A 13,397-nucleotide genomic window follows, 5' to 3' on the forward strand; every position below is an offset into this window, starting at 1 on the left:
ATGGACGACTTTGCGAACCAGCGGCTGCGGGGTCCGATTCGGGCTGGAATGCGGCCGGGACGAGCGATCCTGCATCCCGGCCCTGCCCATCGCGGCATATCTGTCGGACCACCGCTTCGCCGTCCGCCACGAGACGTGGAAGTAGAGCGCGGCGTGGGCGACGGACCAGCCGCCCTCGACGACGAGCCTCCCGATACGAGAACGTTGGATCGGAGTTAAAGCAGCGTTAGCGTGGGACACGAGGCCTCCTGGTCGACAGTGAGAGAACTAGACAGCTCCACTCTCGACCGGAGGTCCTCACCCGTCTACAGCTGAATCACACCTCGACCAACGTCCCTGGGCAGCACAGCTAGNCCACCGACGACCGTGCATGGCCAATGCCTTCAACACCGACGTGGGCAGGTCTGCTGGCCATGAGTGGGCAGTTTCCATGGCGACAGCGGGCCCTACTGCTGGCCGCCTGCCGGCAGTTCCTAGTGGCCAAGGACATATCCGAACGCAGGCATGCGCCGTATCGACTTGCTCGACGAGCGCGGTCAGAACCGGCCGTTGCTGACTCAGCTCGGAACCTGCTCATTCATGACCTGGCAGCAGAACGTCGTCTTCCAGGTGTTCACCGGGTCGGGGAAATCGTATCTGGGCTGCGCGATCGCCAAACACGCCTGCCAGCACCGGATCCGCGCCCACGTCCTCCGCAAAGACACCGCGTTCACCCTTCTCGTCATCGACGAATGGTTACTGGACCGGCCTAAGGAATCGATCCGCGGCATGTCGGAGTTGATGAGGGGCGCTACGCCAAGACCTCGACGGTGTTCTGCACCGAGTACTCGCAGAAGGACTGGAGCCAGCACCTCGGCTCCGGTGTTCACGCCGCCGCGATCATGGACCGGATCATCCACCACACCCTCTGGGAGTCGCCCTAGTCAAGGGTGGTTCGAGGTTTATGCTCCGACGCTGCGACATGAGGTTCAGGGCGGCTCAACAAGCCCTCTAAAGGCCACCTTGCAAAAGCATCGTCGAATTGCTGGACGACATACTGCTCCAGGACCTCAGATAGAAGCGGGGACGATGGCCTCTCCGAGGCGGTTTGGGCTCGATAAAGGCGCCCAAGGCTTGCCGCAATGGCATCCGGATTTCCGGGTTCAACCTGGATTAGTCTGTCTCCCGCCAATGAGGAGATCTCGTCAAGAGCATTGGAACGCCTCGTAAGCACTGTTTTCCCGGCGTAAAGCCCCTGCCACACTTTGTTCGCAATCACTGATTCAGCCTTCGGCGACAAGCCAAAAATACCCAGGACGACATCGCACTGACTTACCCGACTCATGAGCACCTCGGGCACTTCGAATCCGGTGAAACCGATGCGGTCCTCAAGACCGGACTCCCGCACGCGGTTTACCATCCACGACTTAATGTTGCCTTCCCCCACGAAGGTCGCTCTGATCGGAATGCTCTTCGCAGCTTGGATAATCCCTTCGAGTAGGACGTCCGCTCCATGAAGGTCGATGTAATGACCGTAATAGAGGACGTGAAGATCCCGGTCATTACGGGGCAGCGATTCCTTTTCCATGCCCTTCGCTACCCATGCGGGCGCTCCGACGGGCAAGCTCCTCACAGGGGTCTTACTTGCGCTGAGAGCTTCGAAGTGATGCGCCCGCACTTCAGTGTCTGAGAATGCGACGTCGGCGCTACACAAAGCAGCCCGATCCAAAAGTCGCAGAAGTCGCGCGAGGGGGTGCCTTGGACTGTACGCGCCGCGGTCGCCGACAATCGTTTCGTATTTGCCCACGAAAAAATCCACTGCATGGAGTGCGCCATTTGACTTAGCGACCAACCAAGAGAAAACAAAGGAGTTAGTAGAAAACTCGGCAAGCACAACAAGGTCATACCCGGAACGATGATGAAAACCGAGACGCGCTATCGCAGCGTACTCCCTCCATTTCTGCTTTCGTCGCGGCCTCATTACGACGGTTACATCTGCCCCCCTGGAAGAAAGATACTGACGCACGCGGGCGTTGCGCGGATAGTCTGTTTCCTCCACGACGAAATAGAGAACCCTCGGGTGTGCATGGAGGCTTTCACAATTCCGTTTCAAAACGGCCCTTCGATAATACGAATCAACAACAAAGACGCCCTAGACTACTCGGGTAACAACACCACCCCTTGAGCAGTAACCGAGACACCGTCAGTACGCTCCCGAAGGACGAGCCACCGTTCTGATAGTTCGGTAAAGGATGATGACGTCGCCGATCAGGGACCAGTTCTCAACGTAGTAGAGGTCGAGTCTGATGCTGTCCTCCCAAGAGAGATCAGACCGCCCACTCACCTGCCAAAGACCCGTAATTCCAGGCTTCACCAGGAGTCTTCGTTCCGAGTAGTCATCGTAGAGGGCGACTTCTCTCACAAGTGGCGGGCGCGGCCCGACCAAAGACATTGTTCCCTGGAAGACATTGATGAGTTGTGGAAGTTCATCGATGCTGAATCGGCGCATAAAACGCCCCACCTTAGTTACCCGTGGGTCCACCTTGAGCTTGAACAACACGGAGTTTCCATCGGACTGATCGAGAAGACTTGGCAGCTTGTCCTCTGCGTCCGTAACCATCGAGCGAAATTTGATCATGCGAAAGCGGTTACCGTTGAGTCCAACACGTTCTTGATAGAACAGCGCAGGGCCCCTACTGTCCCGTCGCACGGCAACCACAATCCAAAGGACGAGTGGGCTCAAGATGAGCAGGCCCAGACCCGACAGAAGGATGTCGAAAGTTCGTTTCGCCGCGTACCTTCCACCTTCGAATGCAGGAAATTCAACCTGGATTAGCGGAAGACCCGAGACCGGACGAGAGTGAATTCGAGGACCCGCGATATCTGTCAATGCTGGCGCCACAATCAGATCCACTTTACGTGCCTGCAGTTGCCAGCCGAGCTCTCTCAACCGCCGTGGACCGAATGTGTCAGCGCCGGCAAAAATCACAGTATCTGCAGCGGTCTGGTTGATCACTTGGAGTATCTGGTCGAAGTCACCCAATACTGGAACGCCGTCGACGAGCTCGTGTTTGACGCTGCCATTCGCCGTAACTGCGCCGACAAGGAATAGTCCAGCTGCCGCATCCCTCCGAATGCCCTCAACGACGTGCAAGCTCTTCTCTCTCTCACCCACCACGATGACACGGTGTACGAACCGACCCTCCCGACGTCGAGCGACGAGCCACTGCCGCCAGGCCCAGCGCCCGATTAGAAGGAAGAGAAGACCGACAGGGAGGGCGGTGAGGAAGTAACCGCGTGCTAGATCCACCTTCAGTAGGAACACGACGATGGCAGTGAGACCAAATATCCGAGCACTCGCATCCAGTATTCGCTTGTACTCGATGCTGCCGGTTCCGATTATCTTGTGGTCGCGGGTGACGTAGAACTCCAAGGCGACCATCCAGAAGACGATCAAGCTGAGTGACACCAACGTGTACCCGATTGTGAAATCGGTGAGATTCTCTATGGGGATGCGCAATTCAGAACGCCGAGTGCCAAACCACATTATCTGGCTTCCAAGAACAGTCACCACAGTGATGCCCAGATCGGTGAAGAACAACCGGGAAGCGTACGAGCGCTGCCAGGTTGGAGACGGACGTTTTAGACCCACGAGGCACCGCCATCAAGACTGCGTGCGAATGAATCGCCAACCCACAGCCAAATGGTGCCGTCATCCGCAGCGGATAAAGCTGTTTCACCCGCGTTCACTGCACTAGAAAAGCAGGTGCCACTGGCGGTGGAGTCGAATTCCGCATTCTCGGAAATATTTACAAGTACAGCCCCGACACATCCTGTCGGATTGACCACGGCCACTGCATAACCGCCCGCTGTGGCGGTGATGGCAGCAGCGCCCGGGATCGACGAGGGAGCGGACCAAGAGAAGCCCCCATCTTGGGTCGTTACTACCGAAGCATCGAGGCAAAGAACGGCCGCTCGGGCATTGTCCAATGCAGCGAGCGTGGCAACGGCGGCGCACGGTGCGGCGACATCTCCAGTGGGAGTATGCACAGTGCCGGACGTTGATGGGTCGATATACCACTCTGCCGCCACGCGCTCCGGGTAGAGCCTCCAGGCATCGCCAGCGACAAAAGTCGTAACGACTTGAGGTGCACAGGCAATGTCGTCGAGGGTGATCAGCGATGCCTCGGCATCGTCCACAACGTCGATCGACAAAATGGATGTGGCGCCAGTCTCCGTTGCGGCGTTGAAAGCCTCCCAATTGACACCTGAATCAGTTGTGATCTCGGGAGCTGCTGCGGTAGTGGGACAAGCACCCGTCAGGGCGCGCCATGCAGTTGTTTCGTTTAGAGCCGCGATGACTCGTGTGGGGGCGACGGTCAAAGTGGGGGTAGTATCGACAGGCTCCACGGTTGGCGTCGGAGTCACGGCCGGCTCGACGGTCTCCGGGGAAGACGTCGGCACGGCCGCGACAGTTCCGGCGCTGGAAGCAGGCTTGGTCGCTGTAAGTGCAAATGCCACCAGCCCAACATCGACGAGCAGGAAGACAGCCAGCGCGATCACCAGCAGGCGCCGACGAGCAGGATTGTTGTGGTTCTTGCGGTTGTGAGGCTTGGGTGCGCCCATGGTGCCCCCCTAGGGCTGAAGAAGAACTCTTGCGGATCTTTGAAACAGTGACACGACATCGTTCACGGCAGGCACAAGCTGACGGGCAGATTGCGCATAAACCTCATCGCTGCGCCGGTACGGGTCAACGACATCATCGTCCTCGGACGCTTCCGGCGGTCCGACGCTCCCGCGCTGTGAGGCAGCGAATCCCACCAGCGTGGAGAAACGCCCAACGTTGTCGTTAATAGGCAGTGCGGCGGCGTCCTCCAAGTCTTCGTCGGTAGCCCCTCTTACAAGTCGCGCAAATTCACGAATGGTGAAGGTATAACGAATTGCTTTTGGAAGAAGTTCCACGATGGCGCGCCGGTGTTCCCTCGACATGGCGAAGACCAAGTCGGCATCGCGTAGATGATCCGCTGTGAGCAACCGTGCGACGTGACCTGAGGGGTCTCCCCCGAAGTGCCGGGACAGGTCGGCGGCTTCGGATGGCATTGCATGCCCGGTCAGGCCGATTGTTCCGGCACTGCCCAAAGTGACCTCGGGGTAGGCCGTCAAACCCACCCGCAAAAGCTGCTCAGCCAGCGGCGATCGGCAGATATTGCCCGAGCACACCGTGAGAATCTTGAATTCGGCCACTACGCAGTTCTCCGGCGAGGCCTGCCGAAGCTGTGTCGCGTCGTCGAATTGCTAGCCTCGCCGGCATTTTCCTCCTCGTGTGCGGTGCCATAGCTGTACTGGCCGTAACCGTAAGAGTCGGGGCCTTTGGTGGGGAGCATTGTGACGACCATGCCAACAAGCCGGCTACCTGCACGCTCCAGCGCTTGAAGAGCGCTAGCGAGTTCATTGCGTTTGGTTCTGCCGGAGGCGACCACCATGATGGCGCCACCACAAAGTTTGCTCAGCACTGCCGCATCCGTTACGAGGAGCAACGGCGGCGCGTCGATAAGCACCACATCGAACTCGTCGGTGAGCTGGGCGAGCAAGTGTGCCATGGCGGCCGAACCAAGCAGTTCGCTCGGGTTCGGGGGTACGCGGCCGCTAGGAAGAACAAACAGCTTGTTCTTTCCCCACTTCTGAACCACATCTGAGAGTTCCGCTCGGCCGATTAGCACATCGGTCAGACCAACCCCACCCTCGATGCTCATATAGTCGGCGACGCGGGGAAGCCGCAGGTCGCCGTCGACCAGTGCGACGCGGGCACCGGTCTCGGCCAAGGCTATAGCGAGGTTGGCGGTTGTCGTGCTCTTACCTTCACCCGGAATGGAGCTGGTTACGACAAAGCTGCGGGGCCCGCCCTCGATATTGACGAACTGGAGGTTGGTGCGCAGGCTACGGAAGGACTCGGCACGAGGGTTTTTGGGGTCAGAATGTACGACCAGCGGTCGAATTCGGGCATCGGGGTCATTGGTGATGCCGCCCAGCATAGGGGCATCAGTGACGAGGCCTATGTCGTGAAGGCTGTGAATGCGGGTGTCGAGGACGCTACGCAGCACCGCCAACCCAATACCGAGAGCCAAGCCAACGAGCAGCCCCAACAGGATGTTGACTGGAACGTTCGGACTCGCCGGCGAGTCTGGAACGAGCGCAGGCTGAATCGTTTCGATCTTTACAGGACTGACGGCCTCGCCGTCGGGCTTTTCCAACTGGTCAACTACAATTTTGCTGAAGTTCTCGCCGACGGCATTGGCGATCTTGGCGGCTAGTACCGGGTCGCTATTCGATACAGAGACGTCGATGAGGACCGTATTCAAGGGTGACGAAGATTCGACCATCTCCGCAAGTTCGGCTGCAGTGAAATCGAGATCAAGGTCGCTGATGACTTGATCTAGAACGATCGCACTATTCACCACATCGACATATGACGTGACGGCTTGGCGGGCGAAACTAGTTCCAGCGACGAGATCGCCACTTCCTGCGTCGGCGGAGGACTTAACGGAGACGTAGAGCTGCGTGTTGGCCACGTAAGTCGGGGTCGTGGCTATCGACAAACCGGCCGCTGCGGCGACACCGAACAGGGTCAAAGCCAGAATCAGGATCCAACTCTTGTGGAAAATCCTCAGGTAGTCCTTTAGTTCCACGCGCGTTCCTTCGGTAAGTGCCTAGTCGAGAGGAACCGCTCGTTTGCATTATCCCCAGGGCCATCTTTGCACATCGCTCAACGGTGGCTTGTCTCAGCAGGGAGGAATCAGGCACAGGGAATCACCGGCGTAGACAGAAATTCTCGATCAAGTGCCTAGTTCTGGGGGTGAATCGCACTACTCAGGGGCGCGCAGGGTGCCGTCGGGGCCGACGCCCAGGATGCGGTGGGTGCCGGACTCGATCACGAGGGTGGCCACATCCGCTCGGCCGGCCGGCAGCACACGTACGGTGACGCGGCCGTGTTCGATGGTGTCGAGCGCGTCGGCGACGGTGCGGGCGAGGGTCTCGAGCTGCTCGGGCGGGGTGTCGGCGCTGTCGTCGAGCACGGTGACCTCCACGCCGCGCAGCCGGGCCGCCTGGACGGCGTGGACGACCGGGGGCACGAACAGGCAGCGGCCGCGGATGGCGTCGCGGAGGCTGGCCTCGACGAGCAGGCACTGGGCGCGCTCCTCCGCGGTGAGGGCGTGTGGCTCGGCGAGGCGCAGCAGGGTGGGCCGGGCGAGGGCGTTGACCCGGCGGAGCTGGGCCTTGCGCTCACGGATGGCCGCCACGGTGGTGGCGTCTTGCCGGGCGCGGGCCAGGTCGTCTTGAGTGAGCACCCGCAGGTCACGTTCGGAGCGGCCGAGCCCGACGACGAAGAGGCTGCCGGCGAGCAGAGTACCGGCGTGCCGACTGACCAGGTCCACCCCGACCATGGCCGACTGGCCGGTCTCGACCGCCCAGCCCACCGTGAGAAGGGCCAGCACCGCGTAGCCCATCCAGGCCGACCGGATCTGGCCGCGGGCGGCGAGCACCACCAGGATCAGGGTGATCGCGCCGAGGTGCCAGTGCGCGAACGGAGCCTCGTCGTGGGCGGGCAGGTAGCCGAACATCAAAATGGCGCCGACGCCGCTGAGGGTGAGGGCCACGGCCACCTGCGTGCGGGGGAAGGGGCGGTTCATGGGGCGCATCAGGGTAATGGCGGAGAGCACGATCGCGACATAGGCGCCGAGCATCAGGGCCAGCGGCCGGCCGGGGACGATGTTGATGACGGCGAGCAGGCCGTGGACGAAGACGAAGAGGGCCAGGATGAGGCGGGCCATGGGGGTGGTGAGGTCGAGGGAGCTGGAGAGGAAGGTGGGGGTCTCGACAGGCTCGACCGACGGATGGGGCTCGATCGATGGGGTCTCGACAGGCTCGACCGATTGGGGTGGCGTTGGGTAAATTGGCGCGCGATTCGCGGGCTCGCGGTCGGGGGCCCAGGCCACCACTACGTCGGTGCCGCGGCCTGGGGTGGAGCGCACGTGGGCGGCGCCGTCGGGCAACCGGGACATGCGGCCCAGGATGGACTCGGCGATGCCCAGCCGCTCGGGCGGCACCAGGGCCGGGTCGAAGCCGACGCCGTCGTCGCTGACGGTGACCTGGAAGCCGTCGGTGGTGGAGAGCACCGTGACACGGCGGTGCACCGTCCGGGCGGGGTCCTGCCCCGCTGCCGAGTTGACCGAGTTGCGCAGGGCCTCGCCGACCGCGCCGAGGATGGCCGTCACGGCCGCCGACGGTACGGTGCGTTCGATGCCCGCTTCCTGGCCGGCGCGGGCCGGGTTGTCGACCTGCACCACGGCAGCCGGGGCGATTTGATTGGCGAGCGTGCCGATGCGGGCGGCGGCGTCGGAGACCAGCAGCACCGGCTGCGGCGGCGGGGCGCGCAGCGCATCGAGCTGGGTGAGGGTCTTGGACGCGTGGCCGGAAACCACGGACGGCGGGGTGCGGCCCAGGCCCGCCATCAGCAGGGTGGAAATGACACTGTCGTGCACCAGCGCGTCGATGCTCAGTCGCTCCTGCCGGCGGGCCACCCGCGCGGCCCGGTGCGCCTCGGCCTGCCGGGTGAGCAGGGTGGCCTCGTCGACGCGGGCCGAGGCGCGTCGGGCGGCCAGGGTGAACGCGACGAACACGCTGACCAGCAGCAGGGAGTACAGGCCGTCGGCCAGGCCGATGAGGGCCGGGTCGGCCTCGGCGGAAGTGGTGAAGCGCACAAAACCGCTGAGCGTGGAGGTGAGCACCGTGAACGCCCACACCAGGCGGGGCTGGGCGAAGATGGCCACGGCCACGCAAGGCACCCCGGTGAAGGTGATCACCCAGGGGATGTCGGCGCCGGCGGGCAGCGGTGTGCTGCGCACGATGAGCCAGAATCCGAGGATCCCGACGAAGCTGAGCGCCTCGGCTGCGACAATGCCCCGCAGGCTGCGCGCCGATCCCCACCGGGCGGTCAGGCCCAGGGCGATCGGCAGGCCGAACGACGCGGCCCAGGCGGCCGCAGCCAACGCGGAGTTCGGCCAGGCCTGCGCCAGGAACGACGGCAGTGAGAGCAGGCCGAAGATGCCGGCCGCGGCCGCCACGGCGATGCAGAGCAGCCGGGTGAGGTTGGCGGTGGCCGTGTGGGCCGGTCGCTCGGCGACCATGGGAATCGGGACGGTCGGGTCGGTGGCCTGCAGCGTGCCGGGGCTGCCCGTCAGCGCGGTCATGAGCGGCCGGGCACCGGCAGGATGCCGTCCTCCAGCGCACGCTTGTACAGGTCGATTTTGGTGTTCGCCGGCCGGCCGACCCTCTCGTACTTCGAGCGCACCCGGCGGATGTAGTCGACCACGGTGAGCTCGGACAGTCCGGTGTGCGAGGCCACCAGCGGGGCCTTGGCACCGGCGGCGTAGAGCGAGAGCACCTCCCGCTCGCGGGGGCTCAGGCCGGCATCGGAGAGGTCGGGGTCGCCATCCAGCGCTGCCGCCCACTCGGTGGAGGCGATGGTGTCGCCGGCCGCTGCCCGGGTGACCGCGTCGAGCAGCACGTCGGTGGGTTCGGATTTGCGCACCACGCCGAGCACACCGCTGCGGGCGGCGGCGCGCATGAGACCCGCGTCGTCACCGCCGGTGAACGCGAGCACGGCCGCGCCGGTGGCCCGCAGCCGGTCGACGTTGCCGGTGACGGTGGAGCCGTCGGAGAGGCGCAGGTCGAGGATCACCAGGTCGACCGGGGTCTCCCCCACCTCGGCCAGCAGCTCGGCGACCGTGGCGACGGTGGCCACCACCTCGATCTCGGGCAGGGTGGCGAACAGGCCGGCGAACCCGCGCGCCACGATCTCGTGGTCGTCGATCAGCGCAACGCGGAACCTGTGCATATCTGCCTCTTCTGCCGTGCGGAATCGAGTGCCCTGATAAATGACGGCTTTTGCCGCCGCGGATGCTTCCCTAGGGTGATGATGGGGAACTTGCCGGGGGGCAAGCTGGGGCGCTCTCGGTGGCCGGACTCGCTTCGTGCGAATCCACGCCGATTGAGCGCCCTCGCTCCGCCGGTTCCCGGCGTCGGTTGTTGAGCACGCCGTGGCTCTCCTCGAGGTAGCAGGAGCCGCAGAGCGACTCGTAGGTCACCTCGACGCCGTCGATTGCTACCTGGTCGCCGTCGAAGACGAACGCGCCGTCGACCTTGCGCCCGTTGAAGACGGCCTTGCGACCGCACCGACAGATGGTTTTGAGTTCTTCGAGGCTGTGCGACACCTCGAGCAGCCGGCGGCTGCCCGGGAAGGCCACGGTCTGGAAGTCGGTGCGGATGCCGTAGGCGAGCACCGGGATGTTCTCGAGGATCGCGATGCGCAGCAGGTCGTCGACCTGGGTTTCGGTGAGGAACTGTGCCTCGTCGACGAGCAGGGCGCTGACGTCGAGCCCTGTGGTTGCCTCGGTCTCGTGCCGGTGCTGCTGGAACAGGGCGTAGGCATCCGTCTCGGGGGTGAGCAGAAAGTCGACGCCGCGGGTGACGCCCAGGCGGGAGAGGATGCCGCGGTCGCCCTTGGTGTCGACCGACGGCTTGGCCAGCAACACCCGGTGGCCGCGCTCCTCATAGTTGTAGGCGGCCTGGAGCATCGAGGTGCTCTTGCCGCTGTTCATCGCCCCGTATCGGAAATACAGTTTCGCCATTACCGCCGGTACCGCCCTCTTATACGTCTTGTACGTCTTGTTTCTTGAGGTTCAGCGTACTTGGCGGGGCGGTTGCTTGGCGCGAACCCCGGCGGGGGTGGCCGGGGTGGCCAGGGCCTCCCGGGGCGGCCCGACCTGGTGCGGGTCGCGGGCGCCGTCGAACTCAATGGTGAGGGAGGGGCGCCGCACGGTGACCCGCACATTGGCGAAGACCACCCTGATGACACCGAGGTAGGGGCGCAGCAGCGCGCGCACCTTGCGGGGCGGCAGGTCGAGGGCGGCCTGGATGGTGATGGTGTCGACCGCGACGGATGTCGGCGGTGCCGTTTTGGTGAGGGTGGGCCTGGGGGCGGTGAGGGTGGCCGGGGCGGGCCGGGGCGGCGTGGGGGTGCTCGAGCCGGTGATCTGCACGACGAGGCTGTGCGGGTCGAAGCCGGGCGCGGCGCAAAGGGCCCCGATCAGGGCGGCGGTGGCGGCACGCTGTTCGGCGCGGAACGCTGTGGCCCGGTGCTCGGGGTCGGCCACGACGAGCAGGCCCGGGGTACCGCGCTCGGCCAGGGCGGCACGTTCCCGGGTGGCCACGGAGTCCAGCCAGGTGCGGTCGATCTCTGCGACCAGGGTGCGGCGAACCTCGGCGGCGAGCTGGCCGGCCTGCGCCACGTCTAGGGCGGTGACGGTGCCACGCTCGAGGAGCTCGGCGAGGAACGGGATGACGCCTGACTTCAGGGCGGAGACCTGCTGCTCCACCACGGCCCGGGCCATCTGGCCGCGGGCTTCTTCGGTGCGGGCGACGATGGCGCGGCGGGCATCCGTCTGCCAGGCCAGGATCGAGCGCACGATGCGGCGCGAGTACGCGGCGCCGGCGGCGGTGGGCGCGAGGATCTGGGTGACCGAGACGATCGCGTACACGGCGACGGGGACGTGCACTTCATAGGAGCCGGCTTGCGGCACGGTGATCAGGATGGCGACGACGCTGGCGACGGCGCCGGAGAGGGCGATCTCCCGCCACGGCCGGTAGGGGGCCAGCGCCAGGAGGAGGAAACCGATGCAGACCGGGCCGAAGTCGTCTTGGACGAGTAGGTTGTCGCCCCACCGGCTGAGCTGCTCGCAGACGTACCCGAGCAGGGCGAAGCCGGCCATGATCAGGTGGATCCGGCGGCCGAACGGCGACCGCGCCGGTTGGGTGCCGATCACCAGGGTGGCCGCGGCGGCGGCCATGGCCAGCACGGCGAGGGTGGCCATCAGGGGGTTTCGGATCTGGTCCTGTTGCAGGACCGTGGCGATCACCGAGTAGCAGAGCACGATCGAGGCGATCGCTGGCGACAGCGGCCAGGCGGCGAGGGTGCCCAGCGGGTCGAGGCGCTGCTGCGTGGCGCGATGGGCGGTCACGGGGTGGCCTTGTCGGTGGGGGTGGTGGCTGGGTCGGTCTCGGTGGTCGAGGCGGGGGCGGTTTCGGCGGCGGCCGCAGCCGCGGCGGGGGCGGTTTCGGCAGCGACTTCGGCGGCCGCGGCGATGGTGCTCGGCACGATGGGCGGGGCGGGCAGGGTGAGTAACACCGAGGTGCCGGCGCCGGGACGGGACCAGATCACCACGGAGCCGCCGAGCCGTTCGATGCGTTTGCGTACCGACTGGCGCAGCCCGAGCCTGTCGTTGCCGGTCTCGGACTCCATGAAACCGCGGCCGGCGTCGAGCACCATCACCGAGACGTTCTGACCGTCGGCGTCGATGACCACTTCGGCGGTGACGATGCCGGCGTGCAGCAGCACGTTGACCAGGCATTGCTGAACCGCCAGGCCCAGCTCCGTGTCGCTCTGCGGGTCCAGGCGCGCCAGGGCCTCTTTGTCGCCGGTGATGTCCACGACGAGGCCACGGTCGCGCATACGGTCGATGGCGCGGAACACGGCGCTGGACAGCCATCCGTCGTTGCCCGCCGCGGCGGCGGTGCGCTCGTCGACGTGGGTGAGCCAGTCTCGCTCGGCGAGGGTCTGCAGGGTTTCGCGGAGGCCGGCCTCGAGGCCGCGGCTGAGCGGGCCGGGTTTGGCGCGGGCCACCGACACCAGCTGGTTGAGGGTGGTGTCGTGCATGAGGGCGATGGCGCGCACGTCGAAGTCGTGGCGCAGGATGCGGGACTCGTCGTCTTGCACGGCGCGGTGGATGGCGGGCTGGGCGGCGCGTCCGGTGCGGCGGGCGAGGCCGTCGAGCAGCATTACGCCGACCAAGAACAGATAGGTGACGACGGTGAACACGTCGGGGCGGTCGGGCACGGGGGTCTGCGAGATGGCAAGGGTGGCGGCGGCCTCGGCGAGGAGGAAGCCCAGGGTGCTCCACAGCACGCCGACGAGCGCGCCGGTGCCGGCGCCGCCGACCATGATCAGGGCCATCTTGGGCAGCGAGATCAGAAACATGTCCGAGGACGGGAAGACGCCGGGCATGCCCAGCACCGCGCTGGTGAACAGGTAGGTGCACAGGGCACCGACCAGCAGGTAGGCGATGGTCAGCGGCACCGTGCGCCAGCGGGCGAGGACCGCCAGCAGGGCGCCCATGCCGAGGATCGCGGCGACGGTGATCTGCAGCCGCTCGGTGACGGGGAACACGCTCAGCGCCAGGACCGAGAGCAGGGCGCCGGCCAGGCAGACCAGGCCGAACCAGTGCGACGCCCGGGCGAGGGCACGGCTGAGCGTGGCCTTGACCAGGTGGTCGGGTAACCCAAGTGACATTACGCCCTCTCCG

At 64.9% G+C, this 13,397-nt stretch carries 12 protein-coding genes and 1 pseudogene; 2 read left to right on the forward strand and 11 right to left on the reverse strand.

The window, feature by feature from the left end; translation table 11 throughout:
- Positions 1-240: leucine zipper domain-containing protein (locus E3T19_RS02870; RefSeq protein WP_166788776.1), on the reverse strand; the 240-nt coding region annotated here is incomplete at its 3' end.
- 264 nt (positions 241-504) lie between these two features.
- Between E3T19_RS02870 and E3T19_RS19485 the strand changes: the two are divergent.
- Both E3T19_RS19485 and E3T19_RS19490 read left to right on the forward strand, forming a co-directional pair.
- A pseudogene (locus E3T19_RS19485) lies at positions 505-654 on the forward strand (ATP-binding protein); the annotation flags it as partial.
- Positions 655-809: 155 nt separating this feature from the next.
- Positions 810-923: a hypothetical protein gene (locus E3T19_RS19490; protein ID WP_255578474.1), complete on the forward strand. Its 114-nt coding sequence runs from the start codon at positions 810-812 to the stop codon at positions 921-923.
- Here E3T19_RS19490 and E3T19_RS02880 read toward each other — a convergent pair.
- The 10 genes from E3T19_RS02880 to E3T19_RS02925 all read right to left on the reverse strand — a co-directional run bounded on the left by E3T19_RS02880 (position 920) and on the right by E3T19_RS02925 (position 13,384).
- Complete coding sequence (locus tag E3T19_RS02880; protein ID WP_166788777.1) at positions 920-2,038, reverse strand: glycosyltransferase; 1,119 nt, start codon at positions 2,036-2,038, stop codon at positions 920-922. The two genes, E3T19_RS19490 and E3T19_RS02880, sit on opposite strands and share 4 nt — an antisense overlap.
- Before the next feature lie 144 nt (positions 2,039-2,182).
- Entirely contained in the window at positions 2,183-3,580 is a 1,398-nt protein-coding gene (locus tag E3T19_RS02885) for a sugar transferase (RefSeq protein WP_241979973.1), read from the reverse strand.
- 41 nt (positions 3,581-3,621) lie between these two features.
- Positions 3,622-4,605, reverse strand: a complete 984-nt coding sequence (locus E3T19_RS02890; RefSeq protein ID WP_134408087.1) for a hypothetical protein — start codon at positions 4,603-4,605, stop codon at positions 3,622-3,624.
- Between the two features lie 9 nt (positions 4,606-4,614).
- On the reverse strand, positions 4,615-5,223 hold the full coding sequence (locus tag E3T19_RS02895; RefSeq protein ID WP_134408088.1) for a low molecular weight phosphatase family protein: 609 nt from the start codon (positions 5,221-5,223) through the stop codon (positions 4,615-4,617).
- Positions 5,223-6,665: a polysaccharide biosynthesis tyrosine autokinase gene (locus E3T19_RS02900; RefSeq protein ID WP_134408089.1), complete on the reverse strand. Its 1,443-nt coding sequence runs from the start codon at positions 6,663-6,665 to the stop codon at positions 5,223-5,225. Before E3T19_RS02900 ends, E3T19_RS02895 begins: the two co-directional genes overlap by 1 nt.
- 177 nt (positions 6,666-6,842) lie before the next feature.
- Entirely contained in the window at positions 6,843-9,227 is a 2,385-nt protein-coding gene (locus E3T19_RS19540; RefSeq protein ID WP_134408090.1) for an ATP-binding protein, read from the reverse strand.
- Positions 9,224-9,874 (reverse strand): response regulator transcription factor, encoded by a 651-nt coding sequence (locus E3T19_RS02910; protein WP_134408091.1) that lies wholly within the window; start codon positions 9,872-9,874, stop codon positions 9,224-9,226. The genes E3T19_RS19540 and E3T19_RS02910 overlap by 4 nt, the downstream gene beginning before the upstream one ends.
- Before the next feature lie 70 nt (positions 9,875-9,944).
- The gene (locus E3T19_RS02915; protein WP_088455154.1) at positions 9,945-10,667 is read right to left on the reverse strand and encodes a thymidine kinase; all 723 of its coding nucleotides are present in this window, start codon (positions 10,665-10,667) and stop codon (positions 9,945-9,947) included.
- 51 nt (positions 10,668-10,718) lie between these two features.
- Positions 10,719-12,056, reverse strand: coding sequence for a hypothetical protein (locus E3T19_RS02920; RefSeq protein ID WP_088455153.1), 1,338 nt, complete (start codon positions 12,054-12,056; stop codon positions 10,719-10,721).
- Entirely contained in the window at positions 12,053-13,384 is a 1,332-nt protein-coding gene (locus tag E3T19_RS02925) for a sensor histidine kinase (protein WP_134408092.1), read from the reverse strand. The genes E3T19_RS02920 and E3T19_RS02925 overlap by 4 nt, the downstream gene beginning before the upstream one ends.
- Positions 13,385-13,397 lie beyond the last annotated feature (13 nt).

It is taken from the genome of Cryobacterium sp. TMT4-31 (assembly GCF_004403385.1).
Taxonomy (GTDB): Bacteria; Actinomycetota; Actinomycetes; order Actinomycetales; family Microbacteriaceae; genus Cryobacterium; species Cryobacterium zongtaii.